General features: G+C 65.0%; 20 protein-coding genes and 1 pseudogene. 9 read left to right on the forward strand and 12 right to left on the reverse strand.

Annotated features, from left to right (window positions below; translation table 11 throughout):
* Positions 1 to 202 precede the first annotated feature (202 nt).
* On the reverse strand, positions 203 to 1573 hold the full coding sequence (gene ppnN, locus ACQVLG_RS26075) for a nucleotide 5'-monophosphate nucleosidase PpnN (protein WP_034782951.1): 1371 nt from the start codon (positions 1571 to 1573) through the stop codon (positions 203 to 205).
* A 328-nt stretch (positions 1574 to 1901) separates the two neighbouring features.
* Here ppnN and ACQVLG_RS26080 point away from each other — a divergent pair, with 328 nt between their 5' ends.
* The 4 genes from ACQVLG_RS26080 to ACQVLG_RS26095 all read left to right on the forward strand — a co-directional run bounded on the left by ACQVLG_RS26080 (position 1902) and on the right by ACQVLG_RS26095 (position 6263).
* Positions 1902 to 3407, forward strand: coding sequence for a peptide MFS transporter (locus ACQVLG_RS26080; protein WP_152251960.1), 1506 nt, complete (start codon positions 1902 to 1904; stop codon positions 3405 to 3407).
* A gap of 131 nt (positions 3408 to 3538) precedes the next feature.
* Complete coding sequence (locus tag ACQVLG_RS26085; RefSeq protein ID WP_474291703.1) at positions 3539 to 4216, forward strand: UPF0149 family protein; 678 nt, start codon at positions 3539 to 3541, stop codon at positions 4214 to 4216.
* Between the two features lie 12 nt (positions 4217 to 4228).
* Positions 4229 to 5932, forward strand: coding sequence for a hypothetical protein (locus tag ACQVLG_RS26090; protein WP_474291704.1), 1704 nt, complete (start codon positions 4229 to 4231; stop codon positions 5930 to 5932).
* Between the two features lie 13 nt (positions 5933 to 5945).
* A complete protein-coding gene (locus tag ACQVLG_RS26095; protein WP_474291705.1) occupies positions 5946 to 6263 on the forward strand; it encodes a hypothetical protein in 318 nt (105 codons plus the stop codon).
* A 51-nt stretch (positions 6264 to 6314) separates the two neighbouring features.
* Here ACQVLG_RS26095 and ACQVLG_RS26100 read toward each other — a convergent pair whose 3' ends face one another.
* Together ACQVLG_RS26100 and ACQVLG_RS26105 are read right to left on the reverse strand one after the other, a co-directional pair.
* Positions 6315 to 6836, reverse strand: a complete 522-nt coding sequence (locus tag ACQVLG_RS26100) for a GNAT family N-acetyltransferase (protein WP_474291706.1) — start codon at positions 6834 to 6836, stop codon at positions 6315 to 6317.
* 97 nt (positions 6837 to 6933) lie between these two features.
* Positions 6934 to 7161, reverse strand: a complete 228-nt coding sequence (locus ACQVLG_RS26105; RefSeq protein WP_230539487.1) for a hypothetical protein — start codon at positions 7159 to 7161, stop codon at positions 6934 to 6936.
* 140 nt (positions 7162 to 7301) lie between these two features.
* Here ACQVLG_RS26105 and ACQVLG_RS26110 point away from each other — a divergent pair, with 140 nt between their 5' ends.
* Entirely contained in the window at positions 7302 to 8492 is a 1191-nt protein-coding gene (locus ACQVLG_RS26110) for a prenyltransferase/squalene oxidase repeat-containing protein (protein ID WP_474291707.1), read from the forward strand.
* Positions 8485 to 9408, forward strand: coding sequence for an AAC(3) family N-acetyltransferase (locus tag ACQVLG_RS26115; RefSeq protein ID WP_474295802.1), 924 nt, complete (start codon positions 8485 to 8487; stop codon positions 9406 to 9408). Before ACQVLG_RS26110 ends, ACQVLG_RS26115 begins: the two co-directional genes overlap by 8 nt.
* Positions 9409 to 9487: 79 nt before the next feature.
* Here ACQVLG_RS26115 and ACQVLG_RS26120 read toward each other — a convergent pair whose 3' ends face one another.
* Positions 9488 to 11755, reverse strand: coding sequence for an OPT family oligopeptide transporter (locus ACQVLG_RS26120; RefSeq protein WP_474291708.1), 2268 nt, complete (start codon positions 11753 to 11755; stop codon positions 9488 to 9490).
* A 188-nt stretch (positions 11756 to 11943) separates the two neighbouring features.
* Here ACQVLG_RS26120 and ACQVLG_RS26125 point away from each other — a divergent pair, with 188 nt between their 5' ends.
* On the forward strand, positions 11944 to 14268 hold the full coding sequence (locus tag ACQVLG_RS26125; RefSeq protein ID WP_474291709.1) for a penicillin-binding protein 1A: 2325 nt from the start codon (positions 11944 to 11946) through the stop codon (positions 14266 to 14268).
* An 81-nt stretch (positions 14269 to 14349) separates the two neighbouring features.
* Here the strand turns inward: ACQVLG_RS26125 and ACQVLG_RS26130 are convergent, their stop codons facing one another.
* The 4 genes from ACQVLG_RS26130 to ACQVLG_RS26145 form a co-directional block, all read right to left on the reverse strand.
* On the reverse strand, positions 14350 to 14604 hold the full coding sequence (locus ACQVLG_RS26130; RefSeq protein WP_230539482.1) for a hypothetical protein: 255 nt from the start codon (positions 14602 to 14604) through the stop codon (positions 14350 to 14352).
* A gap of 114 nt (positions 14605 to 14718) precedes the next feature.
* A complete protein-coding gene (locus tag ACQVLG_RS26135) occupies positions 14719 to 15162 on the reverse strand; it encodes a cupin domain-containing protein (RefSeq protein ID WP_474291710.1) in 444 nt (147 codons plus the stop codon).
* Positions 15163 to 15239: 77 nt separating this feature from the next.
* Positions 15240 to 15536: a hypothetical protein gene (locus tag ACQVLG_RS26140; RefSeq protein ID WP_474291711.1), complete on the reverse strand. Its 297-nt coding sequence runs from the start codon at positions 15534 to 15536 to the stop codon at positions 15240 to 15242.
* A 33-nt stretch (positions 15537 to 15569) separates the two neighbouring features.
* Entirely contained in the window at positions 15570 to 16184 is a 615-nt protein-coding gene (locus ACQVLG_RS26145) for a TetR/AcrR family transcriptional regulator (protein ID WP_474291712.1), read from the reverse strand.
* Between the two features lie 398 nt (positions 16185 to 16582).
* Here ACQVLG_RS26145 and ACQVLG_RS26150 point away from each other — a divergent pair, with 398 nt between their 5' ends.
* Entirely contained in the window at positions 16583 to 17500 is a 918-nt protein-coding gene (locus ACQVLG_RS26150) for a lipase family alpha/beta hydrolase (protein ID WP_474291713.1), read from the forward strand.
* A gap of 10 nt (positions 17501 to 17510) precedes the next feature.
* The gene (locus ACQVLG_RS26155; RefSeq protein WP_474291714.1) at positions 17511 to 18437 is read left to right on the forward strand and encodes a lipase secretion chaperone; all 927 of its coding nucleotides are present in this window, start codon (positions 17511 to 17513) and stop codon (positions 18435 to 18437) included.
* A 3-nt stretch (positions 18438 to 18440) separates the two neighbouring features.
* On the opposite strand, the gene ACQVLG_RS26160 is transcribed toward ACQVLG_RS26155, so the two are convergent.
* The 4 genes and pseudogenes from ACQVLG_RS26160 to ACQVLG_RS26175 form a co-directional block, all read right to left on the reverse strand.
* Entirely contained in the window at positions 18441 to 21155 is a 2715-nt protein-coding gene (locus tag ACQVLG_RS26160) for an ATP-binding protein (RefSeq protein ID WP_474291715.1), read from the reverse strand.
* Positions 21156 to 21269: 114 nt separating this feature from the next.
* Entirely contained in the window at positions 21270 to 22307 is a 1038-nt protein-coding gene (locus tag ACQVLG_RS26165) for a putative bifunctional diguanylate cyclase/phosphodiesterase (RefSeq protein ID WP_230539475.1), read from the reverse strand.
* Positions 22307 to 23905: a methyl-accepting chemotaxis protein gene (locus ACQVLG_RS26170; protein ID WP_329958050.1), complete on the reverse strand. Its 1599-nt coding sequence runs from the start codon at positions 23903 to 23905 to the stop codon at positions 22307 to 22309. The genes ACQVLG_RS26165 and ACQVLG_RS26170 overlap by 1 nt, the downstream gene beginning before the upstream one ends.
* Positions 23906 to 24253: 348 nt before the next feature.
* A pseudogene (locus tag ACQVLG_RS26175) lies at positions 24254 to 26024 on the reverse strand (methyl-accepting chemotaxis protein).
* Between the last annotated feature and the right edge of the window lie 94 nt (positions 26025 to 26118).

Here is a 26118-nt window from a genome sequence, read left to right on the forward strand (position 1 = left end):
TGCTCTCCACTACCTGTTGATCTGCATATTTTTATTTGGGAACCGGTTCCAAAGATAGCACCCACGCATCGATGACGCAAGCGATTTGATTGCCTGTGGCGGCGAAGGAACACGATGGGGGCATGGATGGGAACGCGGATGAAAAAACGCCGCCCGCCCCTTGCAAACGCGGGGGCGGGCGGCGCGATGGTGTCAAGACTGTTTACTGGACCACGGTATAGCACGGCACGTAAGCCGTGCCCGCCAGCTTCATGCGGTGCTGCGCCACGAACGAGGCCAGCAGCGCATCCATGGGGCCGGCGATGGATTTGTCGCCGTGGATCTCGAAGTTGCCATGTTCCTCGATCGAGCGGATGCCGTCATCCTTGACGTTGCCCGCCACCACGCCGGAGAACGCGCGGCGCAGCTGGGCCGCCAGCAAGTGCGTGGGCTGGTTCTTGTGCAGGCTCAGGTTGCGCATGTTTTCATGCGTGGGCTGGAACGGCTTCTGGAACTCGTGGTCGATTTTCAGCAGCCAATTGAAATAATACGCGTCGCTGTGCGCCTTGCGGAATTCGCGCACCTGGCGTATGCCTTCGAGCATTTCGCGCGCCACCAGTTCCGGGTCGTCGATGATGATTTTATAGCGCTGCTGCGCTTCCGGCCCCAGGGTGTCGCTGATGAACTGGTTGATCTGCACGAAGTACTCGCGCGACGTTTCCGGTCCCGTGAAAATCAGCGGGAACGGAATCTCCGCATTGTCCGGGTGCAACAAAATACCGAGGATATACAGAATCTCTTCGGCCGTGCCCGCGCCGCCGGGGAAGACGACGATGCCGTGGCCGGCGCGCACGAACGCTTCCAGGCGCTTTTCGATGTCCGGCATGATGACCAGGTCATTGACGATGGGGTTCGGCGACTCGGCCGCGATGATGCCCGGCTCGGTGATGCCCAGATAGCGGCCATTGTGCAGGCGCTGCTTGGCGTGGCCGATGGTGGCGCCCTTCATGGGGCCCTTCATGGCGCCCGGGCCGCAGCCGGTGCAGATGTCGAGGCCGCGCAAGCCCAGCTGGTAGCCCACTTCCTTCGAATAATTGTATTCGGCGCGGTTGATCGAGTGGCCGCCCCAGCAGACGACCAGGTTCGGGTTGAGCTGGGTTTGCAGCACGTTGGCGTTGCGCAGGATGTGGAAGACGGCGTCCGTCACGCCTTCCGTGCTCTGCAAGTCGAATTTCGGGTTGCCCGTCACTTCATCGCTGACGAAGATAATGTCGCGCAACACGGCAAACAGATGCTCGTGGATGCCCTTGATCATCTTGCCGTCAACGAAAGCGATGGCTGGCGCGCCCTTGATGTCGAGCTTGATGCCGCGCTCGCGCTGGATGATGGAAATCTCGAAGGATTGATATCGCTCAAGCAAGGCACGGCCATCGTCGATGGTGCTGCCGCAATTCAAGACCGCCAGCGCGCAGCGGCGGAAAGTGTTGTACAGGCCGCCCTGGCTGGTGTCGAGCAGTTTATTGACTTCAGTCTTGGAGAGCACGTCCAGGCGGCCTTCCGGTGAAACCAGAGTATCGATAACGTCGTGTTCCATAATGCGAAAAATCCTTTAAAAATCGATGCTCGAAGGTGTTGCAGCCTCAAAATGTGTTGCAGCCTCAATATACGACAAGTCGGGCAAGTTGTGCTGTGGTGCCGCAAAATCGCCGGAGAGGAGCTTTGCCTGAAACCGGTTTGACCAATATGAAACAGTCATTCTTGCTAATGCGAATCGAAATCTTCGCTCAGCGCAATTTGTAGATTAGAATGCCAGCCTATTGGAATTCCCGAGCGTACGGTTCTTCATGAGAGTCCCCGCCGCCCGCAGGCTTCCATAAGTTTGTTTTATCGATTGACTATAATAATTTTTCAGGAGGAACCGCATGAGCGGTGCGACTACGCCCAACAAGGAAGCCGTTATTCCCGAGTTCAAGCAGATTATGGGCCATCCAAGCCCATTGTGGATGTTGTTCATGACTGAATTCTGGGAACGCTTCGCGTTCTACGGAGTTCGCTGGGCGCTGGTACTGTACATCGTGGCCCAGTTCCACGGCGGCGACGGTTCGGGACAGGCAGCGGCCAACCTGACCTACGGTTCCTTCCTCGCGCTGGTGTACGCCGGCGCCCTGTTCGGCGGCTACATTGCCGACCGCGTCATCGGCTACCAGCGTTCCATCCTGCTGGGCGCCATCTTCATGGCCGCCGGCCTGTTCTGCATCTCCGTGCCGAACCAGGACATCTTCAACCTGGGCCTGGCCACGATGATCGTCGGTAACGGCATGTTCAAGCCGAACATCTCGACCATGGTCGGCAAGCTGTACACGACCGCCGATCCGCGCCGCGACAGCGGTTTCACGATCTTCTACATGGGCATCAACATGGGCGCCATGGTCGCGCCCGTCTTCACCCAGTGGCTGGCCGAGTCGATCTTCGGCACCAGCGCCATGCCGTCGTACAAGATGGTCTTCATGGCGTCCGGTTTCGGCATGCTGATCAGCCTGGTATGGTTCTTCATCGGCCGCCGCGCCCTGAAGGGCATCGGCGCACCGGAAGCCGGTTCCGGCAACCCGATGCGCGTCGTCTGGGTGGCCGTCGGCTCCCTGTGCGTGATCCCGCTGATGTACTTCCTGCTGACCGTCGGCGCTGAAAAGCTGCAAATCGTCCTGACCGTGCTGTTCGTCGGCCTGGCCGTGATGCTGATGATCGAAGGCATACGCAACGGTAAAATTGCGCGCGACCGCGTCATCGCCATGCTGCTGATCTTCGTCTTCAACATCCTGTTCTGGATGTTCTTCGAACAGGCTGGCAGCTCGTTTACTTTCCTGGCTGACAAGATCGTCAACCGCGACCTGGGCTTCTGGATCTTCCCGACCGCCTACTTCCAGACCGTCAACTCGGTCGCCATCATCGTCTTCGCGCCGATCATCGCCGCCGTCTGGGTCTTCCTGGCGCGCCACAACGTCAACCCGTCGATCCCGCGCAAATTCGGCCTGGGCTTGCTGGGCAATGCGCTGGCCTTCGGCCTGCTGATCTTCGCTCTGTCGAGCCTGGTTGGCGCCGATAACAAGATCCCGTTCTGGACCCTGACCACCGTCTACGTGCTGCAATCGATCGGCGAGCTGTGCCTGTCGCCTATCGGCCTGTCGATGGTGACCAAGCTGGCGCCAGTGCGCCTGGTGGGCCTGGGCATGGGCGGCTGGTTCCTGTCGACCGGTATCGGCAACAACCTGTCGGGCATCTTCGCCAGCCACGTCAGCGGCGAAAGCGGCATGTCGGTGCAATCGGCCCTGTCCGGCTACACCTTCGGCTTCTGGTCCCTGCTGGGCGCCGGTGTCGTGCTGTTCCTGATCGCACCGCTGATCAACAAACTGATGCACGGCGTGAAATAAGCGTCTTGCTGTAGATCAGAACGGCGGCCTGCGGGCCGCCGTTTTTCATTCCCGCGCCGGTTGTTGCCTTGGCGGGCGGTACAATACCGCCAGGGCCACCGGCCACTCCACCCACATCACCAAAGAATATTATGTCCAGCATCTCCACCACCACGCCCCTCTCCGACGACGAATACGCCGAACTCGACACCCTGCTGGCCGCGCCCGCGCTGGAAAGCCGCGCCATGGACGTGTCGATGCTGGAAGGTTTTCTCACGGCCGTCGCCCTGAACCCGAAGCAAATTGCAGTTGAGCAATGGCTGCCATGGGTCTGGGACAAGGCGGCTGGCAGCGCCGCGCCCGCAGCGGATGCGGCCAGCGAACGGGCGGCCAGCCTGGTCCGGCGCCACCACGCCTACATGGTTGAATGGCTGGCGAAGGACCCGGACAGTTTTGAGCCCATCTATGTGTGCGGCCCCGAATGGAGCGTGCCCGCCTGGTGCGCCGGTTTTATGCTGGGCACGAGCCTGGACAAGCCCCAGTGGGCGGCCCTGGCCGTCAGCCATCCCGAGTACCTGGCGCCGTTCCAGCACCTGGCCACGGCCACCGAACTCGATGACGATGCGGCCGAAACGGCCATGGATGGCGTGATTCCTGCCGTCATCGCCATCAACGCGGCCTGGGCGCGCCAGCGCCACCTGAAGCAAAGCCAGCCCGGCGCCACCGTGCTGCGCGAACTGCCGAAAACGGGCCGCAACGACCCGTGCCACTGCGGCAGCGGTAAAAAATACAAGAAATGCTGTGCCGACGCCGATAGCGCGGCCAGCTAAGGACGCATCTCCTTGCGCCTGCTGCTGACGGCCCTGCTGCGCTTCCTGCTGCGCCACGCGCTGCAGTTCGCCCTGTTCATCGTCATCCTGCTTGCCGGCCGCCTGCTGCTGGCCGAATGGCGCGCCTACAGCGCCGGCAGCGAGGCCGTCGCCGCACTGCGCCAGGCTTCCGGCAGCGCCGAGCATCATGGCGCCAGCCTGTCCACTGCCGCCACGCTGCGCGTCAACGCCCTGCGGCTGGCATCACAAACAAGCATCGCCACGCGCCTGACAGAAGTACAAGCGCAATTGACGGCCTTGCGCGCGCGGCAGCAACCGTCGCTGTTTACTATTCCCCTGCCCGACACGCACACCCTGGCCCTGCACGCGCAGGACGAAGCGGCGCGCCGCGTGGAAATCGAAGTGCTGGCACAGGAAGCCCGTTATCTGAGCGCCTTGCAGGCGGCGATCAGCGGCGAAGATGCACGCCAGACGCTGGCGCGCCTGCATGCGGAGCATGTGCGCGCGTATGCTGCATTGCAAGAAAATCTACGCCAGCGCCGGCAACTGGAAGCGCAGCACCCGCTGGCGGCGCACCTGCCCGGCAGCGACGCCTGCGCGCAACTGTCGCGTCTCGAAGCGCAGGGCCAGCGCTTGCGCGAGGTCAACCTGCAAGCGTATCAGGCCTGGCTGGCACAGCGCGCGCGCAGCAACAATACCACCAACATCACCCGCCCCGCCCCATTCGCCATCGACAGCGCGGCGCTGGCCGGCGCGCTGGCGCCCGTACAAAAGGCGATTGCGGCAGGCGAAGAACAACTGGCGCGCAACTGGATCGCCCGCTGGCGCGCTCCCGTGCTGGACGTGGCGCCCACGGCCGCCCTGCTGGTGCTGTCGGCCATCCTGCTGCCCGTCGCCATCAAGGCCTGCTTTTACTTCGTGCTGGCGCCCCTCGCTTCGCGCCTGAAACCCTTGTCCATCGCGCACGCGCTGAACGTGACGGCCACTGCGCTCCCCCTGCCGCCCGATGGCCAGTCGCGCATTTCCGCCGTCTCGCAGGCATTGCAGCTCAAACCCGGCCAGCGGATGCTGATCCATCCCGAATACCTGCAATCGTCGCCCGTCGGCACGCGCAAGCGCACGCAGTGGCTGCTGGACTGGCGCTATCCGTTCACCAGCCTGGCCGCCGGCATGGCGGCACTGACGCGGCTGGAAAGCGATGCCCCGGCATCCGTGACGATTTCCGCCAGCGACGACCCGCTGCTGGAAGTAGCCGTCGTGCACCTGCCGGCCGGCAGCGCCCTCGTGTTCCAGCCGCGGGGCCTGGTGGGCCTGGTCTGCGACTCTGGCCAGCCGCTGGCGATATCGAGCCACTGGCGCCTGGGCAGCCTGCATGCCTGGCTCACCCTGCAGCTGCGCTTCATCGTCTTTCGCGGCCCCGTCACCCTGATCGTGCGCGGCTGCCGCGGCGTGCGCCTGGAACGCGCGGGCCAGGGCCGCTCCATCAGCCAGTCCGCCACCCTGGGCTTTACTACCGACGTGCTGTACTCGACGCTGCGCAGCGAAACCTTCCTGCCCTACCTGCGCGGCCAGCAGGCGCTGCTCAACGACCGCTTCGACGGCGGCAACGGCGTCTACCTGTACGAAGAAACCCCGCGCCACGGCAAGCAGCCGGGCAAGGTGGGCAGTTGGTTCGAGGGTTTTACGGACGCCATCTTGAAAGTGTTCGGCATCTAGCCGAGGAAACCTTATGAACGACTTCCTGTTTGCCGATTTTCTCGAGGATCAGGCCGTGTATGCGGCACTGCAAGCGTACTGGCAAACGCGCCTGGCCTTCCTCGACGGCCTGTGTTCGCCGTATCTGCGCACCAGCTTTGCCAACGGCCAGCCATTTTATGACGGTAATCCCATCGTCAACCTGGCGGACCGCAACGCCGCAAGGCGGCGCGCATCGTGCAGCAATGCCCGCAGGAGTTCGGCCCCTGCTACACGAGCTTCGGACAAGCCATCGAGCTGGCCGGTAGCGATGGGCACCTTCGTCCGGCGCAGGAAAAGATCATCGTGCTGACCTTGACGCAGGCAACGGCGCAGAGGGCCGGGGATGAACTGCGCGCCTGGTTCATGCCAGGCTAAGGGCGGCGCCATCCGGCACAAAATCGGGCTGCAGCAAGCCGTAGACGTGCAGGTCGACAAATACGCCATTCAGGCATTCCGCCTGCCGCAACACGCCTTCGTGCGCGAATCCCAGCCGTTCGGCCAGCGCCATGCTGGCGTGATTGCCGGCCGCGCACTTCAATTCGACGCGGTGCAATTGCAGCGCGCCAAACGCGTGCGCGAGGACGGCGCGCACCGCCGCGCTGGCGATGCCCCGGCCCTGGAACTGCTGCCCGAGGTAATAGCCGATGCGGGCATTGCGGTCCGCTGTGTCGATGTCTTTCAGGCGGATGCTGCCGCACAAGGCCGTGCCGGAGAAAACATGCCATTCCAGTACCTCGCCGCTGGCCGCGCGGGCGGCGACGGCCTGCAGATAGGCCTGCGCCTCGCCGAACGAGTCCAGCTGCAGCACGGCAGGCAGGTAAGCGCGCAGGTGCTCGCGGTTGTGCGCCACCAGCCCGGCGAGGGTTTCGGCGTGTTCAGGCAAGGTTGGAACAATAGAAATATCAGGAAATTTTGAAGGATTCACGCGCAAAGAGCCCTGACGGGCCGGTAAGTTAAAGAAACGGCACTGGGTTCGCAGGCTAGGCGGCGATCGAATGCGACACCGTCAGCCACTCGCCCGGCTGCAGATTCGCCGCCGCCTCGCGCGTGGCCAGCACGCTGTCCGGGTTCAGGTCGGACCGGTTCAGCTTGTAGGAATAGGCGAAATCGTCGGCATCGAAGGCCTGTCCCGCCTTGACGTAATACTTGAAGCCGACAAACGAGTCGGGATTGGTGACGACCGAATACTCAAGCGTGACATTGTTCATGGCGGGCCTCGTCGGCGATGGTGATACGGCCATTATGCGTCAATTCCTGCGGCGGCGACGCAACGGTCCTTGCGGCAAGTCAATAGCCCTGCCGGCTGCCGGCGCTACAGTAGCCTGAGTCCACCACCGAATGGAAAGCCATGCGCGCCTTGCTCGCGAAAATCAGGAACACACTGGCGCCGCAGGCGGGCCTGCCGGCGGCGGCGCGCATGGAGCGGACGGCGGACCGGCGCGGCCTGCCCGCTTTCGACCCCGGGCCGCAAGCCGTCGTCAAGGCTTGCACGGCCTGGCTATGCGCGGCGCAAGACCATTCCAGTTCACACGACGGCGGGGTCGCGCGCGACTACAGCCTGCTGACGGGCTGGGCTAGCTCCTATCCCGAAACCACCGGCTACATCATCCCCACCATGATCGCCATGGCGCAGCGCGCGGACGACGAGGGTGGGGATGCCCTGCACGCACGGGCGCGCCGCATGCTCGATTGGTGCGTCGCCATCCAGTTCCCCGCAGGCGGTTTCCAGGGCGGCAAGATCGACTCGACGCCGCGCGTGCCCGTCACCTTCAACACGGGCCAGATCCTGCTTGGCCTGGCCGCCGGCGTGGCAGCGTACGGCGCGGCATACGAGGACGCCATGCACCGCGCGGCACGCTGGCTGCGCGACAGCCAGGATGCCGACGGCTGCTGGCGCCGGCATCCGACGCCGTTCGCCAGCGCCGGCGACAAGGCGTATGAAACGCACGTGGCGTGGGGCCTGTTCGAAGCGGACCGCATCGCGCCTGGCCACGGCTATGGCGCGGCGGGCCTGCGCCAGGTCGACTGGGCGCTGACAAAACAGCGTCCCAACGGCTGGTTCGCCTCGAACTGCCTGGACAACCCGCTGCTGCCCCTGACCCATACCATCGGCTACGCCTTGCGCGGCCTGCTCGAAGCGCAGCGCTTTTCGGCCCGCGCCGACCTGCTGGACGCGGCCAAGCGCACCGGCATGGGCGTCGCCAGGGCCGTGGCGGCCGACGGCTACCTGGCCGGCCGCCTCGGCCCGGACTTCCAGCCTGGCGCCGATTACGCCTGCCTCACGGGGTCCGCGCAAAACGCGCATTGTCTGTTCCTGCTGTACCAACTCACGGGCGAGCGGCCCTACCTCGACGCGGCCCGCCGCCTGAACCGTTACGTGCGGCGCTCCGTCAGCATCGACGGTCCCGCGCACGCGCGCGGCGGCGTCAAGGGTTCGTTTCCCGTCGATGGCGACTATGGCAGCTGGGCTTACCTGAACTGGGCCGCCAAGTTCTGCATCGATGCCAACCTGCTGGAAATGCACATTGGCGATGCTTGAGCAGGCCAAACACGCCGCCAGGGCCGCGCTGGAAGCGTGGCGCCGCGCCGCCGGCGCCCGGCAAATGCGCCACGACGCCCCGCACGTGACGCGCGCCGCGCTGGCATCCGGCCTGGCGCGGCTCGGCGTGGCGCCAGGCGATACGCTGTTCGTGCATTCTTCGCTGAAAAGCCTCGGCTACGTGGAAGGCGGTGCGGCAGCCGTCATACGCGCCCTGCAGGACGCCGTCGGCCCGCACGGCACCCTGCTGCTGCCCACCTACTATCTGCCCGGCGGGACCGTGCGCGCCACCTGCGCCATGCCCGGCTATGTGTTCGACCCGCGCCGCCATGGCACGCACATGGGGCGCCTGCCGGAAGCGTTCCTCGCCAGCGGCAATATCCACCGCAGCATCCACCCGACCCACTCCGTATCCGCGTGGGGCCGCCATGCCGACGCTCTGACCGAGGCGCACCACCGCGCACCGTCGATCTTCGGCGTGGGCTCGCCCTGGCAGCGCTTCATCGGCTGCGACCAGGCCAAGGTGCTGGGCCTGGGCATTTCCATGGGACCGGTGACGTTCTATCACGCGCTGGAAGACGCCATGGGCGACGCCTTTCCCGTGCCCGTGTGGGAGGACGATACAAAGCTGCTGGCCTGCCTGGACCACGCCGGCCGGCGCTGGAACGTGCCCGTGCGCCCTTTTGATATGGCAATCGCACAGCGCCGCATCGACCATCCGGGCCGCGGCGACTTGCGCGATTACTTTGCGCGCGAATTCGACGCCGCCGGCCTGCGCGTCAACGGCCAGGTGGGCGATGCCGCGTCGTGGCTCATTCCGGCGCAGGCGTTTTATGACCACCTGCGGCGGCTGGCGTCCGACCACGTGACGATCTACGCGAGCGCGGCGCAACTGGCGGCGCGGCCGATATCGTAGTCATCGCCGCCATGCGCACATAAAAAAACCGCCCGGATCGTCATGACACCGGGCGGTTTTCCTTGGGCTGGCTACAACATCAAGCCTGCGGACTGCCCGCTTTCTTCTCTCTTGCGACGATATACAGCAGCACGATGATGACGGCATACGGCAGCAGCGACAGCGCGTCCGAGTGCAGGCCCGCGTAGAACGGGTTGCCGTGCTCGGCCCAGTCGGCCATCATCTGGTCGAAGTGCGTCAGCACGCCGGCCGTGATGGCGATGATGATGCCGGCCAGCGCGCCGCCGGCGATGTAGCCGGACGCCAGCAGTACGCCCGAACTGCGGTCGCCCGCCAGCTGGCGCTCTTCCTCGTTCAGTTTCGCGTTGTGTTCCAGCTTGTTGTTGCGGCGGTCCGCCAGCCAGCGCACCAGGCCGCCGACGAAGATCGGCAAGGTGGACGACAGCGGCAGGTACACGCCCACCGAAAACGCCAGCGACGGAATGCCGGCCATTTCCAGCACCACGGCGATCATCACGCCGAACAGCACCAGGGTCCACGGCAGCTGCTGGTCGAGGATGCCCTTGATGATGTAGGACATCAGCACGGCTTTCGGCGCATCGTATTTCTTCACTTCCGAACCGTCGGGGCGCTTGCTGTAGTGGCCATTGATGCCCGGGTCGACCAGGTACGCGAGCTGGCCGTCTTCCTTGACGAAGTATTTGCCGGCCGGGCCGCCCACGGTATCGGTCTTTTGCCAGACTTTATACGTATTGTGGTCGCTCTCGGCTTGCGGGCCATGCAGCTCGCCCGTCACCGTCAGCTTCGACGCATCGACCGTCAGGCCAGGCGCGACCTGCGCGGCCGGCACGTAGACGGTGCTCGCCTCGTTCAGCTTCAGCAGAATCGGACCGAGGATCAGTGCCGACGACAAGGCGCCGGCCAGGATCGCGTACTGCTGCAGGCGCGGCGTGGCGCCCACCAGATAGCCGGTTTTCAAGTCTTGCGACGTGGTGCCCGCATTGCTGGCGGCGATGCAGACGATGGCGCCCACCGACAGGGCAGTCACATAGTAACGCCCGCCCGTCCAGCCCATGATGAGGAAGATCAGGCAAGTAAACAGCAAAGTGGCTACGGCCATGCCGGAGATCGGGTTCGACGAGGAACCGATTTCGCCCGTCAGGCGCGACGAGACGGTGGCGAACAGGAAGCCGAAGACGAGGATCAGCAGCGCGCCGAGGAAATTCATGTGCAGCGGCGTGGCGAAGGTGATCACGGCGATGATGGACAGGCAGCCGATGACGACCCATTTCAGGGGGATGTCCTGGTCCGTGCGCAAGGTGGAATCGGTCTTGACGCCCTTGCCGATGCCTTTCAGGCCGGCCGACAGGCTGCGCCAGATCATGGGCATGGCGCGCACCAGCGAAATCAGACCGCCGGCCGCCACGGCGCCCGCGCCGATGTACAGCACGTAAGCGCTGCGCACGTCGTCGGCGCCCATTTCGCTGATCAATTTGGTGCCCGGCGAGAGCACGGTGGTCAGGCTGTCGCCGAAGAACTTGATCATCGGGATCAGCAGCAGATACGACAGCACGCCGCCGGCCGCCATGGTGGCGGCGATGCGCGGGCCGATGATGTAGCCCACGCCCAGCAATTCAGGCGAAATTTCGGCGCCGATGGAGCCGCCCTTGAGCGGCGCGGCAAATTCCACGCCCGGCGTGTCCTTCCAGCCCTTGAACGAGATATTGAAGACTTTATACAGCAAGCCGACGGCAAAACCGCCGAAGATGATCTTGGCGCGGCGCTTGGCGTCCAGCGCGGCGGCCGAATCCTTCTCGATGCTTTCGCCGGCGGCGATGCGCGATTCTTCCGTGGCGGCCGCCTTGAGCACTTCGGCGCAGGCCGTGCCTTCGGGGAATTTGAGTTCCTTGTGCTGGTCGACGATCATGGTGCGGCGCATGGGGATCATCATCAGGATGCCCAGCAGGCCGCCGAGGATACCGACCAGCATGACTCTGGAGATTTCCAGGTCGAAGCCGAGGATCAAAATGGCGGGCATGGTCACGCCCAGGCCGAAGGCCAGCGATTCGCCGGCCGAACCGGCCGTTTGCGTGATGCTGTTTTCCAGGATCGACGAATCCTTGCCGCCCACCTTCTTGGCCAGGCTGAACAGGGTGATGGCGATCACGGCGACGGGAATCGAGGCGCTGACGGTCAGGCCCACTTTCAGCACCAGGTAGAGCGAAGAGGCGCCAAAGACCATCCCCAGGATGACGCCCATGAACAGCGCGCGGAAGGTCATCTCGGGCAGCTTCGCATCGGCCGGAATATACGGCTTCACGGCGCTCGGCATTGCATCTTTTGCCATAAATAAATCCTTAATTTTATAAAATAAACAGCCCGGATCGACGTCCGGGCTATTTGCTTGAAGCCGAGACTATCGCACAGCCGCGTTTCGATGAAAAGGTTTTTTGCAGCCGGTCCCGGCGCCGGGAGCGCCGCCGCATTGGTCTATAATCGCTGCCACCGTGCCCTGCACGCTCACGTGAGACTGCCTTGACTGCCAAACGATCCGGATTTCCCTGGCCTTCCCGCCGCGCCACCGTGCGCGCCATCATCATCGCCGGCTGCGCCGCGCTGGCCGCTGCCCTGCTGCTGGCCGCTTATCTGTTCCTGTACGTGCGCCCCCGCCTGCCCGAGCTGGACGTCATCACCGACTACCAGCCGAAGATCCCGCTGCGCGTGTACACGGCCGACAATGTGCTGATCGGCGAATTCGGCGAAGAGCACCGCGACTTCGTGCCGATCGCGCAAGTGCCGGAAATGATGAAAAAAGCCCTGCTGGCCATCGAGGATGGCCGCTTCTACGAACACCACGGCATCGACTTCGTGCGCGCCGGCGGCGCCGTGCTGTCGAACCTGCGCCACGGCTTCGGCCACGGCGGCGGCTCCACCATCACCATGCAGGTGGCGCGCAATTTCTTCCTGACGCGCGAAAAAGTCGCCTCGCGCAAGCTCAATGAAATCATGCTGGCCCTGAAAATCGAGGCGGCCCTGTCGAAAGAGCAGATTCTCGAGCTGTACATGAACCAGATGTACCTGGGCCAGCGCTCGTTCGGCTTCGGCAGCGCGGCGCAGACGTATTTCGGCAAGCCCTTGTCCGAACTGTCGATCGCGGAAATGGCCATGCTGGCCGGCCTGCCGCAAAACCCGTCGCGCCACAACCCGATCAGCAACCCGAAAAAGGCGCACGCGCGCCAGCAGCTGGTATTGAAACGCATGCGCGAACTCGATTACATCAGCGAAGGCCAGTACCGGCAGGCGCTGGCGCAGCCGCTGCATTTCAATACGCGCGGCAAGCAGGGTTTCGAGACGCACGCCGAATACGTGGCCGAACTGGCGCGCCAGGCCGTCTACGCCCAGTACAAGGAAGACAGCTATACCAAGGGCATCAGCGTCTACACGACGATACTGAAGGCGGACCAGGACGCGGCCTACGCCTCGACGCGCCGCAATGTCATCGCCTACGACCAGCGCCACGGCTACCGCGGCCCGGAAACCTTCATCGACATGCCGGCGGATCCCGAGCAGCGCGACGACGCCATCGATGCTGCACTGCAAAAACGGCCGGACAGCGACGGCCTGATCGCCGCCGTCGTCACGGAGGTGTCCAGCGGCAAGGTGCTGGCCGACACGGGCGACGGCGACGCCAAGACCATCACGGGCGACGGCTTGCGCTTTGCGGCGCCGGCCCTGTCCGCCAAGGCGAGCGCCGGCATCAAGCTGCGCCCCGGCGCCGTGATCCGCATCAGCCAGGATGCCAAGGGCAACTGGGCCATCACGCAAGTGCCGCTGGTGGCCGCCGCCTTCGTCTCGCTCGATGCGGAAACGGGCGCCTACCACGCCATGGTGGGCGGCTTCGACTACAACCTGCAAAAGTTCAACCACGTCACGCAGGCCTGGCGCCAGCCCGGTTCGGCCATGAAGCCCTTCGTGTACTCGGCGGCGCTGGAAAAAGGCTTTTCGCCGGCCACCCTGATCAACGACGTGCCGCTGGAAATGCAGGCGGGCGGCAAGGTGTGGGCGCCGCAGAATGACGATTTCAAGTTCGACGGCCCGATCACCATGCGCTATGCGCTGGCGCAGTCGAAGAACGTGGCCTCGGTGCGCATCCTGCGCGCGCTGGGCGTGGCGTACACGCACGACTTCATGGAAAAATTCGGCTTCGACCCGGCGCGCCAGCCCAGCAACCTGACGATGGCGCTGGGCACGGGTTCCGTCACGCCCGTGCAGATGGCGGGCGCCTACGCCCTGTTCGCCAATGGCGGCCACCAGGTGGAACCGTATCTGATCGACCGCATCGTCGACGCCAGGGGTACGGTATTGATGCAGACCAAACCGCCCGCGACGAACGACGACAAGACCCTGGCGCTCGATCCGCGCAACGCTTTCGTGATGGACAGCATGCTGCGCGAAGTAGCCCGCACGGGCACGGGCGCGGCGGCGACGAAAAAACTGGGACGCAGCGACATCGCCGGCAAGACGGGCACCACCAGCGACGCCGTCGACGGCTGGTTCGCCGGCTATGGCGGCGGCATCGTGGCGGTGGCGTGGATGGGCTATGACGAGCCGAAGTCCCTGGGCGGACGCGAATTCGGTTCCTCGCTGGCCATGCCGATCTGGATCGACTACATGCGCACGGCCCTGTCGACGCGCCCGCAAGTCACGCGCGCCGTGCCGGCGGGCCTGAGCCAGGTCGACGGCGAATGGCTGTACGATGAATTCATCGACATGAATGGGATCAAGACCCTGGATATGGATGTGGAAACGCCGACGGATCCGGCGGCAGTGCCGGAGACGGTGCCGGTTGAGACGAACTGAGGCCGCATGGTCGGGCCGGGAGCCACCGTTACGCCGCGGCCCGTGGCCCGCACCACCCGCCTGGGGCTCCGGCATTGTCGATCACGCTTGCCGGCAATCCGGCCAGTCACAATTTGCCTTGAGAATTTCTCCATCGACAATAATCATGGCAGGATTCTTTTTCCAATCCGCGTCGGACACAGTGAATTTCTCCTTCATTTCAGGCGTCATCAGGCAATCTGAAAACAGCATGGCATTCAGCCTGAATTCCGGCACGAATTTTGACATCTTTTTCGTCCCATCCGGATATTCAACCTGGAATATCACTTCCGTGACCTTCCCCCGCATATCGTTCATACCGCCTCCACATGAATATGCAATACATTCACTTACAAAGCACGGACAATCGGCCAACCGCGCCGCCGATCCGAATGACGCCAATATCGAGATGATTCATACGTCAACCATCGATTAATTTGGAACGCAGCAACATGCGTAACAATAAAACATGGTCGCGCCAAATTTACCCGCATTAAATGCATATGGCACGTTCTGCGGAATGAACATCCAATCGCCGGCCGTCAGTTCAAGCCCCGCGTATTCGATGGAGCCGGACACGATGACCCGTATGCCGTCGCCTTCCTCGTGCTGGTGCTCCTCGACGCCGGCGCCGGCTTGGGCGACGGAGACAAAGAACTGCGCCCCTTTGCCGGTCAACGCGAACGGCAATTGCCATTTCTGGAAGCCAGCAGGAAGCTTGCGGATACTGAGGCTCTCGCGTATGCGCTGCGCAAAGGGATCCCGCGAAGTCAGCACCGTCGTATTTTGCTCGTCCAATCCCAGTTCTTTTCTGGCATGTGCAATCCTTTCAAGCCCGGACTCAAAAGAAATAAACTTGAAATTTTCATTAGACATGGCGCCCCCCAAATAAATTTTCAAATTGAATCAGCAAGAAGGGCAATCCACACCCGACCATTCGACTTTATCCCGGATCATGAAAATATATTTTGATACCAGTCAAATTCGCAGCGCGGAGTATTTTTGAGCATGGCGGCCATTCGAGATAAGGCATGCGGAATAAAAACTTTCACATTTTTAATGTCACGCACGACCAGATCCGCCGAACGCATCGGCGTACCGGCGGCCATCAGGCAGCCGCGTTCCGAGGCAGCGGCATTACTTTCAGGAAAATAGGAGAAGCAGGCCAGCCGAGGGCAAGGCTGCGCCACAGCGAGCAGCGGCAGCTTGATGCAGACAAGGCCCGCAGCGGGGCCATGCCCTGCCGACACGCGCCGCTGCCGGAGCCATGCGGGGACGTTGTGCTAAACGCCGCTCATGCTCAAATACCCGCGCACCGTGCTGACCACGCTATCGGCAAAATCGTCGACATTGACCTTCGCGGCGCGGTACTTCCAGCGTTTCACGTACCAGTCCTGAAACAGGGCCAGGCAGTGCGCGGCCAGCAAGGTGGGGTCGCCCTGCGGCTTCGGCGCGATTTCGGCGATGGTGGCGGCGATCAGGGTCTGCACATACAGTTCCGAATTCTTCGCCATGCTGCGCTGCTCCACCTGCAGCACGCGCGAATCCATGAAGACAAAATAAAACCACGGCTGCAGCACTTCGGACAGGTAGATCGACGAGCGTATCATCGCCTCCAGGCGGTCCAGCGGCGACTTCACGTCCGCAAACAGCAGCGGCAAGGCTTGCGTGGCGTGGCGCACCACGTCCTCGATCATCTCGGCCAACTGATCCTTGCTGGTGATGTAGCCATACAGGCCGCCCATCGACAGCCCCGTCTCGCGGCACAGGTCGCGCAAGCTCATGGCGCGGAAACCCACGTCATTGGCCAGGCGGAAGGTGGCGACGAAGATGCGCTCAAGATTTTTCCAGCGCCGGCTTGCGGCGCTTGACGCCGATGCGTTCCGCGTGGCGGTCAAGAATATATTCCCAGATGTTTTCGCCATTTAAAGGCGTCATCTGCTGAAACTGTTCAAAATTAAAATGGGTCGACAAGTGCATTCCCAAGTAACGGTGTATGAGCAATGTAAGACAGCGCCTGGTCGGCGCTGCAAGACGGCGGGACGGCGGATGCCGGGCCGATTATAGCTCAGGAAAACAACTATTTGACTTTTCAACTATGCAATGGGCGCATAAGCAACGCCAAATTCCCACAGTTATTGCGCTGCATCATGCAATTCACTGCAATTTAAATCCAGCAATGCTACATTCAAGAAACCGAGCGCTCGCTATTTTTAATGCATCGAGAATGTACAGGAGCGCACGGTTCATCGCTACAGCATCGACATTTCCATATTATTCAAATAACGGAGACAAAATGAAGACTCGCTTCTGGCAACTGCTATCCACCCTACTCCTCACCCTCGCCATCCTGCCCGGCAGCGCCGGCGCCGCCGGCTACACGCAAACGAAATACCCGATCGTGCTCGTGCACGGCCTGTTCGGCTTCGACAAGCTGGGTCCCGTCGAATACTTCTATGGCGTGCCCGACGCCCTGCGCAGCGGCGGCGCGCAAGTGTATGTGACCACCGTCTCGGCCGCCAACAGCACGGAAGTGCGCGGCGAGCAGCTGCTGTCGCAGGTGCGGCAAATCCTCGCCGCCACGGGAGCGGCCAAGGTCAATTTGATCGGCCACAGCCACGGCGGCCCCACGGCCCGCTATGTCGCGTCCGTACGGCCTGACCTGGTGGCGTCTGTCACCAGCGTGGCCGGCGTCAACAAGGGCTCCAGGGTGGCCGATATCCTCAGCGGCGCCATTCCCAATACCAGTAACGCGCTGGGCAACGCGCTCGCTTCCCTGATCGGCATTTTGTCGGGCAACAAGGGCTTGCCGCAAAACGCGGGCGCCTCGCTCGCATCGCTGTCCACGGCGGCCGGCTCGCTGGCCTTCAACAGCCGCCACCCGCAAGGCGTGCCCACCTCCGCCTGCGGCGAAGGCGCCTACCAGGTGCAAGGCGTGTACTACTTTTCGTGGAGCGGCGCGCAACCGTACACGAATGTGCTCGACGTGGGCGACCCGGCCCTGGCGGCCATCAGCCTGGCCTTCGGCGGCGTCAAGAACGATGGCCTGGTCAGCAGCTGCTCCAGCCACCTGGGCAAGGTGATCCGCGACGACTACGCCATGAACCACCTCGATGAAGTCAACCAGTTCGTCGGCATCGTCAACCTGTTCGAGACGAACCCCGTCACCGTCTTCCGCCAGCAAGCCAACCGCCTGCAAGGCCTGGGACTGTAAGGAGCCTACGATGCACACGAACGCGAAATGGATCATCGGCGGCAGCCTGGCGGCCCTGGCCCTGTACCTGGCGCTGCGCCCCGGAGAGCCGCCCGCCCCGCCGCCGGAAAAGGCGGAACCGGACCTGTTCGCGTTCGTGCGCTCGATGCAAGGCACGCGGCCCGACGGCAACGTGACGGTGGCCGCCGGCGACAAGCTGGTGGTCGACGCGGAACTGGGCCACCTGTTCGACTACTACCTGGCGGGCCTCGGCGAAAAGCCGCTGGCCGCCATCCGCAGCCAGATCGAGGCGGAACTCGACAAGCGCCTGGCGCCCGTCCCCGCCCGCGAAGCGAAGCGCCTGCTGGGCGCTTATCTGGCCTACAAGCAGGCGCTGGCCGGCGCGGAACAGGCCTTGCCGGCGCAAGCCGATCCCGCCCTGGCGGCGCGCGCGCGCCTGCAAGCGATGCGCGCCCTGCGCGGCAATTATTTTACGGCGGAGGAAAGCGCGGGCCTGTTCGGCGCCAGCGACGCGTATGACGACGACGCCGTGGCGCGCATGGCGATACTCGGCGACGCCACTCTGGACGAGGCGCAGCGCCAGGCGCAACTGGCCGCGCTGGACCAGAAGCTGTCACCGGCCCAGCGCGATGCGCGCGACGCACCGGCCAGGGTGGCGCAGCTGGACGCCTCGGTCAAGGCCTTGCGCGCCCAGGGCGGCGGCGAGAATGAAGTCTACCGCCTGCGCGCGGCCACCTTCACGCCGGCGGCGGCGGCGCGCCTGGCGGAACTGGACCGCGAGGAATCGCAGTGGCAGCAGCGCATCATCGCTTACCAGGCACAGAAGGCGCAGCAGGCCGGCTTGCCCGGCGGCGCGCAGGATGCGGCGGCCCTGCAGCAATTGCGCGACGCCAGTTTCACGCCGGAGGAACAGCGCCGGCTGGGTGCCTACGAATAGCGTTCAAGCCAGCCGCGCCAGCAAAGCTGCCGCCGCCATCACGTCCGTGGTGTCGCGTCCCTGGCGGTAGCCGGCATGGATCGGGGCCAGCACGGCATGCGCAGCGGCGGCGCGGCCCTGCGCCTGCATCACGGCAGCCAGGCTGGTGGCGCAGCGCAGCTCCCAGCCCGGCGCCTGCTGGCCCCGGGCCAGCAGCAGCGCTTCTTCCAGCTGCACGCGCACCGCTTCCAGGCCGGCCGCATCGTCTTGCGCCAGCGCCCGCCAGCGGTGGTGCGCATCGCGGCGCAGCACTTCCGGCGCGCTCCATGGCGCCAGGCCCGTGCGCGCGCGCCGCAGCGCCTGGCTATCGGCGGCCGCGTCGTGCAGGGTGGCCATCAGATCGATCTGTATTGGCCAGCTGCGCACCGAAGGCCAGGGAAACTCCGTCACCGTATCGCCCGCGTCGAGCAGCCGCTGGTAGGCGGCGCCCCAGGCGCTCCAGTACAGCAAACCATAGCGGGCCGCATGCTCGCACAGCAGGCAGGTCCAGGCATGCGCCAGCCCCCGCTGCCCGCACCACAGGGCGACGGGAATGGCATTGATGGCCAGCGCCACGCACAGCGTGACGCCATTGTGCCCGAAGCCCACCGTCACCGCCTCGCGCGCCAGCGCCAGGGCGTCGTCGGGGCAGCCCTGCATCCACAGGCAACGCGCCAGCGTGCCGCGCAGGCAGACCTGGTGATCGGCCAGCAAGGCATTGTTGAAGCCGAGCTGTCCGGCGCCTTCGGGATGCGCGAGCACCATGCGCGCCAGCGCCGCCGACTCCGCGTACCGTCCGCGCAAGTACTCGCCCGCCGAACGCATGCGCGCCAGCACCAGGCGCATCGCCATATCGTCGCGCGCTTCGCACAGGACGGCCAGCTGCTCCACGTAACCGTCGGCGCGCTGGAAATCGGCCAGCTTCAGGCTGCAGACCCACATGCCGCAAATCGCATCAAAGCGGCGGCTGTCATCGTCCATGCGCATGGCCAGCGCATAACCGCGCTGAAACGAACGCAGCATGGTGCCGGTGACGCCCTGCGTATGCAGCAGCAGGTGCGCCAGCGACGCATGCAGCTGCATCTCGCTGCCGGGGTCGTCCAGCGCATGCGCGGCCATGCGCTCGAGCGCCCGCTCGACGCGCACGCGGTATTCATCCATCAGCGACAGCTGATAGAACAGGGTTTGCGCAGCCAGGGTCAGCGCCACGCCCAGCGCCACGTCGCCCTCCTCGCCGAAGGCCCAGTCGATAGCGGCGCGCAAATCATCGACATGGCGGCCGTAGCGCGCGCTCCAGTGGGCCGGCGGCATGTTTTCCCAGTCGGCGGCGATGCGTCCGGCCAGGCCCAGGCAATGGCGCGCATGGCGCAGCAGCACGGCGCCGGCATCCCCGCCCGCCGCCAGCTGCGCGCTAGCATACGCGCGCGTGGTGTCGAGCAGCCGGTAATACACGTGCTGGCGGCAAAATTCGATGCTGACGAGGGACTTGGCCGCCAGGTCGGCCAGCGTGTCGAATATGTCGCAGCCCGCCACGGCGCTGGCCGACTCCAGGCGGAAGCGGCTCTTGAACACGCTCAGCGCCTGCAGCACCTGGCGCTCTTGCGCGTCGAGCAGGCCGTAGCTCCAGTCCAGCGTGGCGCGCAGGGTCTGGTGGCGCAAGGGCATGTTGCGCGCGCCACGCGTGAGCAGGCGAAAGCGGTCGTCGAGCTGGCGGCGCAATTCGTGCAAGCCGAAATGGCCGATGCGCCCGGCCGCCAGCTCCAGCGCCAGCGGGATGCCGTCGAGGCGCCGGCAGATGTCCACCACCACGGGCACATCGGCGTCGGCCAGCACGAAAGCATCGTCGACGGCCGCGCAGCGTTCGCAAAACAGCTGCACCGCGGCGAAATGGCGGGCCGCCGCCGCATCGGGCACGGCATCGGCAGGCGGCAATTCCAGCGCGGGCAGGCGCTGCAGCTGCTCGCTGGTGATGCGCAGCGGCTCGCGGCTGGTGGCCAGCACGTGCAGCAGCGGCGCGCCCTTGAGCAAGGCGTCGGCCAGCGTGGCGGCCGCGCCGATCACGTGCTCGCAGTTATCGAGCACGATCAGCATGTGGCGCGGGCGCAAATAGGCCAGCAAGACCGGCATGGCGTCGCCGGCCGGCACCGCCATCCCCAGCGCCGTGGCCAGCGCCAGCGGCACCAGGCGGCCCTCGTCCAGCGGCGACAGGTCGACGAAACACACGCCGTCGGCATAGCGGCGCAGCACGCGCGTGGCCAGGGCGACGGCCAGGGTGGTCTTGCCGATGCCGCCCGGACCGGCAATGCACAACAGGCGCAATTGCAGCAGCTGGTTGGCCATCGTTTGCAGCACCTCGGCGCGGCCCAGCATGCGCGTCAGCATGACGGGCAGGTTATGCCGCGGCTCGGCACCCGCCGCACCGGGCGCCGGCCGGCCCGTGTGCGCCAGCGGCGCCAGGAAGCCGTAGCCGCGCCCGGGAATGGTGGTGATGTAGCGCTGGCCGTCGCGGCCATCGCCCAGCGCCTTGCGCAGCGCCGCCAGGTGCACGCGCAAGGTCGCGTCGTCGACCACGGCATTGGGCCAGACGATGCTCACCAGTTCATGCTTGTCGACGATGTCGCCGGCGCGTTCCAGCAGGGCCAGCAGCAAGTCCATGGCCCGGCTGCCCAGGCGCAGCGCGCGATCGCCCTCGAATAGCACGCGTTCTAGCGGCAAAAGGCGAAACGGGCCGAATACATAGGCCGGGACGGGACTGTTTATCATTCTTGCGTGGGGGAGAAAGTGTTAAAGCATGCGGCTTGCAGTGGCCATATTCTACTGAGCATCCACGCCAGGCCGCATGGCGCCATGTTTCGGCGCTGTTACATGGCCGGCCGGCACGCCGGCGGCCAGCAGTGCGGCCACGTCGGACGCGCACGCCGGGCGGTGCAGGTAAAAGCCCTGCACCTGCGGGCAACCCAGCCGCCGCAGCCGCGCCAGCTGCCGGGCGTTTTCCACGCCTTCGGCCAGTACCTGCAAACCCAGGCCGCGCGCCAGCGCAATGGTCGAGGCGACGATCACAGTGTCACTATCTGCGCTGCCCAGGTCGCCGATGAAGCAGCGGTCGATCTTGATGGTGTGAATCGGCAGCATCCTGACGTGGCTGAGCCCCGAATGGCCGGTGCCATAGTCGTCGAGCGATATGGCCAGGCCCAGCGCGCGCAACTGGCGCAATACCTGCGTTGCCTGCGCCATATCGTCGATGCAGCAGCTTTCCGTCACTTCCAGTTCCAGCAGGCCGGGCGCGATGGCGTGGCGCCGCAGGCAGCCCAGCACGAAGTCCGGCAAGTGCGGCTGGCACAGCTGGCGCGCCGAGATATTCACCGCGACAGGCACCAAAGGTAGGTCCGCCGCGCGCCACTGCGCCAGCTGGCGGCAAGCCGCGTCGATGCCCCAGTTGCCCAGCGCGACGATGGCGTCAGTCTGCTCGGCCAGGCCGATGAATTCGTTCGGATAGACCAGGCCGTGGCGCGGATGCTCCCAGCGCAGCAGCGCTTCCAGGCCGACCAGGCGCAGCTGCGCCGTATCGAACTTGCCCTGGTAGTGAAAGCGGAATTCGCCGCCGGCGATGGCGCCGTCCAGGCGCGCCTGCAATTCCCGGCCGCGCGCCGATGCCATCGGCTTGCCGCCGCGCCCATCCCGCGCCCGCCACAGCACGGCGCAGCCCAGCGCCAGCGCCGCCAGTGCCACCTGCAGCACGTGACGCGGCTGCGCCCCGTCCAGCCAGATGCCCAGCAGCAAGCAGGCGGCCAGCACAGCGCACAGCAGCGCCCGCGCGCGCGGGCCGTGCCAGAACCTTGCCAGGCGCGCCACTAGGCCAGCAGGCGCGGCACGGCCGGCGCGCTCCGGCGCGGCAAGGCGTCAGCCGGCCCCTGGCGCAGCCGGAATACGCTGACCACCCGCAGCAGGTTCGCCGCCTCGCCTTCCAGCGACTGCGAGGCGGCCGCCGCTTCCTCCACCAGGGCGGCATTCTGCTGCGTCACTTCGTCCATCTGCACCACCGCCTGGCTGACCTGGCCGATGCCCGTGCTTTGCTCGGCGCTGGCGGCCGTGATGTCGGCCACCATCTGGCTCACGCGCCCCACGGCCGCCACCACGTCCTGCATGGTGGCGCCGGCCTGCGCGACGAGGGCCGCGCCCGCGTCGACCTGCCGGGTGGAATTGGCGATCAGGGCGCGGATATCGCGCGCCGCCGCCGCGCTGCGCTGCGCCAGGCTGCGCACTTCCGTCGCCACGACGGCAAAGCCGCGCCCCTGCTCGCCCGCGCGCGCCGCTTCCACGGCCGCATTCAGGGCCAGGATATTCGTCTGGAAGGCCAGCATGTCGATCACGCCGATGATGTCGGCAATCTGCGCCGACGAGGCGCTGATGGCGTCCATCGTGTGGATCACCTGCCCCACGGCGTGCCCGCCCGCGCCGGCGATGTTCGCCGCTTCGACGGCAAGCACGCTGGCATGGCGCGCATTGTCCGCGTTCTGCTGCACGGTGGAGCTGAGTTCCTCCATGGCCGACGCGGTCTGTTCGAGCGAACTGGCCTGCTCCTCCGTGCGCGAGGACAGGTCGCTATTGCCGGCCGCGATCTGCGACGAGGCCGTGGCGATGGTGTCGGTGCCGCTGCGCACCCGCTGCACGATGTCGAGCAGGTTGCCGTTCATGATGCACAGCGCGTCGAGCAGTTTGCCCGTTTCATCGCCGCCGTGGCGGCCGAAGACCGAAGTCAGGTCGCCGGCGGCCACGGTCTGCGCCACCGTCAGGGCATGGCGCAGCGGATCGACGATGCTGCGCGTGACCAGCCAGGCCGTGACGAGCGAAAAGAACACGGCCAGCGCGCTCAGCGCCAGCATCATGTTGCGCGCCGTGGCGTATTCATGGCGCACCTGGGCGCCCGCCTCCTCCATCAGGTCGTGCTGGTGTGTGATCAGGCTTTCCAGCGCCGCCATGTAGCGCAGCTGGTCGCCGCGCACCGTACCGAGCAGCAGCGCCGTCGCTTCGTCGCGCGCGCCCTCTTCCAGCAGGGCCAGCACCTTGTCGCGCCCGCCGTTGAACGCGGCGCGCGCCTGCGTCACGGCCGCCATCAGCGCGCGGCCCTGCGGCGACAGCACCACCTTTTCCAGCTGCGCCAGGCCCTTTTCCGTTTCGCCGCCCGCCTGGGCGATGGTGGCGCGTTCCTGCGCCAGCTGCTGCGGTTCCGTCATCAGCAGCAGGTTGCGCGAGGAGCGCGCGATGATGTTGACATTCTTGATGATGTCGTTGGCCAGCACGGTTTTCGGATATTTATCATCGATCACGTCGCGCATGCGCAGCTCCAGGCTGGACAGGCGCAGCATGCCCAGCGCGGCAGTCGCCAGCAGCAGCAAGGTCAACAATGCAAAGGAGCAGCGCAGGCGCGTGCCGATTTTCATATTTGCCATCTTTATTCGCATCCTTCAGTGTGGTGCATCGGTGATCGCGCCGGGCTCGCATGCAAGGCTGACGGCAATGGCTGCCGCCTGCCACGAATGGCTGGACGCAGCAGGCGGAGGGGTCAGCCGGGGTGTGGCCGAGGCGGGAACAAGGGCGGTACGGCAGGCAGTGTGAGTTATCTCACAAGCAATGTCGCGTTAAGTTTTGAAAAGATTTGCTTAGATGGCAAAAACAGCAGCTATTTATATAACGCTGTTTTTTTAATAAGTAGAAACCGCAGTGCGCGCCTGTGCGCGCATGCAAGAACGGCCGCGCAAGGCGGCCGTCCGGTAGCGCATGCTGGCGCCGTCAATCCGTCAGAACACTTCCCACTCGTCGTCGCGCGGCGCGCTCTGGCGCGCGGATGGCACGGCATGCAGGGCCGGGCGGCCCGCCGTGGGGCGTGATGCAGGACGCTTCGGCGCCGCGCTGGCCACCGCGGCGCGCGGCGCGGCCGGCCTGGCGTTCGCGTTTGCGCGCGCGGCCGGTGCCTGCGCACCATCGAGCTTGAAGACGCTGACCACCTGGGCCAGCTGGCCCGATTGCTCCTGCAGCGATTCGGCCGCGGCCGCCGCTTCTTCCACCAGGGCCGCGTTTTGCTGCGTCACCTGGTCCATCTGGCCGATGGCCTGGTTGATCTGGTCGATGCCCGAGCTTTGCTCCTGCGTGGCCAGGCTGATTTCCGCCATGATGTCATGATGTCGTCACGCGCTGCACGCTGGAGACGATTTCGGCCATCGTGCTGCCCGCTTCGGCCACCAGCTTGCTGCCCGCATCGACGGCCACCACGGAGTCGCCGATCAGGGTCTTGATTTCTTTCGCTGCGCCAGCGGATCTTTGGGCAAGATTGCGCACTTCCGTCGCCACGACGGCAAAGCCGCGCCCCTGCTCGCCCGCGCGCGCCGCCTCGACTGCCGCGTTCAGCGCCAGAATATTCGTCTGGAACGCGATGCCGTCGATGACGGAAATGATGTCGACGATCTTGCGCGAGGAGTCGTTGATGGCATCCATGGTCTCGACCACCTTGCCCACCACGGCGCCGCCCTTCACGGCCACGCCCGAGGCGGAGAGCGCCAGCTGGTTCGCTTGCTGGGCGTTGTCGGCATTCTGCCGCACGGTGGAGGTCAGCTCTTCCATCGACGACGCCGTCTCTTCCAGCGAACTGGCCTGCTCTTCCGTGCGCGAGGACAGGTCCAGGTTGCCGCTGGCAATTTCCGACGACGCCGTGGCGATCGTCTCCGTGCCGCCGCGCACCTGGCTGACGATGTTGACCAGGCTGGAATTCATGTCTTTCAGCGCCTGCAGCAGCTGGCCCGTTTCTTCCGTCGTGTGCACCTCGATATGGCTCGTCAGGTCGCCCGACGCCACCGTTTGCGCCACTTTCACGGCCGAATTGATCGGCTGCGTGATGGCGCGCGTGATGTAGGCGGCGCAGCCCATGCCCACGGCCGAAGCCAGCAAGCCGAGGATAACCATCAGGCTTTCCGAGCGGATCACGGCCGCGCTGCCTTCCTTGACACTGGCGTCGGCCACGCCGTTATTGAGCTTGATGATCTCGTTGAGGGTGGCTTCGGCCTTGCTGAACAGGCTGCGCGAATCCTGGTACTGCTTGTAGAAGGCGACGAACAGCTCCTTCTGCCGCGGCTCGTCGCGGTTGTCGGCCAGCTGGCGCAGGATGGCGCGCACCTTGTCGTCATCGCCCTTCCAGGCGGCCCACTCCTCCAGGAAGCGCTTCCACAGCACGGCTTCCTCGGGCGTTTGCGGCAGCGGCTCGTACAGCTTGCGGCCCGCCTCGATATTCGTCCAGGCCTTGGTGCGCAGCTGCAGCGCTTCCGCGAACTTGTCCTGTGCCTGGTAATTGTTTTCATAGATGGCGGCCGTCAGGGTGGCGGCGGCGACGGCCGTCTGGCCTTCGTTCATCATCATCAGGCCCTGGATCGACGGCAGGCGCACCACGCCGATTTCATTGACGGCGTTGCCCACGGTGGCGATGCCCGTGTAGCCGCTGATGCCCACCACCAGCAAGGCCACCATCATCACGGCGACGAGCGTCGCCAGCTTCCATTTGATCAGTAAATTCTTAAACATGGCTAGGTCCTTTATAAAGTCACGACGACTGCTGGCGAGGTTGGGGCTGGCATGTTCGAGTAAAACAGCTGACACTTGTATAAAGGTGGCGGGG

This window comes from Janthinobacterium sp. TPC_1 (assembly GCF_056037845.1).

What these genes read in the sequence shown, in the direction of transcription:
- ACQVLG_RS26150 (WP_474291713.1), top strand. Translation starts at nt 16,583, where the DNA reads ATGAAGACTCGCTTCTGGCAACTGCTATCCACCCTACTCCTCACCCTC.
- ACQVLG_RS26085 (WP_474291703.1), top strand. Translation starts at nt 3,539, where the DNA reads ATGTCCAGCATCTCCACCACCACGCCCCTCTCCGACGACGAATACGCC.
- ACQVLG_RS26120 (WP_474291708.1), bottom strand. Translation starts at nt 11,755, where the DNA reads ATGGCAAAAGATGCAATGCCGAGCGCCGTGAAGCCGTATATTCCGGCC.
- ACQVLG_RS26135 (WP_474291710.1), bottom strand. Translation starts at nt 15,162, where the DNA reads ATGTCTAATGAAAATTTCAAGTTTATTTCTTTTGAGTCCGGGCTTGAA.
- ACQVLG_RS26155 (WP_474291714.1), top strand. Translation starts at nt 17,511, where the DNA reads ATGCACACGAACGCGAAATGGATCATCGGCGGCAGCCTGGCGGCCCTG.
- ACQVLG_RS26110 (WP_474291707.1), top strand. Translation starts at nt 7,302, where the DNA reads ATGCGCGCCTTGCTCGCGAAAATCAGGAACACACTGGCGCCGCAGGCG.
- ACQVLG_RS26080 (WP_152251960.1), top strand. Translation starts at nt 1,902, where the DNA reads ATGAGCGGTGCGACTACGCCCAACAAGGAAGCCGTTATTCCCGAGTTC.
- ACQVLG_RS26095 (WP_474291705.1), top strand. Translation starts at nt 5,946, where the DNA reads ATGAACGACTTCCTGTTTGCCGATTTTCTCGAGGATCAGGCCGTGTAT.
- ACQVLG_RS26105 (WP_230539487.1), bottom strand. Translation starts at nt 7,161, where the DNA reads ATGAACAATGTCACGCTTGAGTATTCGGTCGTCACCAATCCCGACTCG.
- ACQVLG_RS26115 (WP_474295802.1), top strand. Translation starts at nt 8,485, where the DNA reads ATGCTTGAGCAGGCCAAACACGCCGCCAGGGCCGCGCTGGAAGCGTGG.
- ppnN (WP_034782951.1), bottom strand. Translation starts at nt 1,573, where the DNA reads ATGGAACACGACGTTATCGATACTCTGGTTTCACCGGAAGGCCGCCTG.
- ACQVLG_RS26170 (WP_329958050.1), bottom strand. Translation starts at nt 23,905, where the DNA reads ATGGCAAATATGAAAATCGGCACGCGCCTGCGCTGCTCCTTTGCATTG.
- ACQVLG_RS26130 (WP_230539482.1), bottom strand. Translation starts at nt 14,604, where the DNA reads ATGAACGATATGCGGGGGAAGGTCACGGAAGTGATATTCCAGGTTGAA.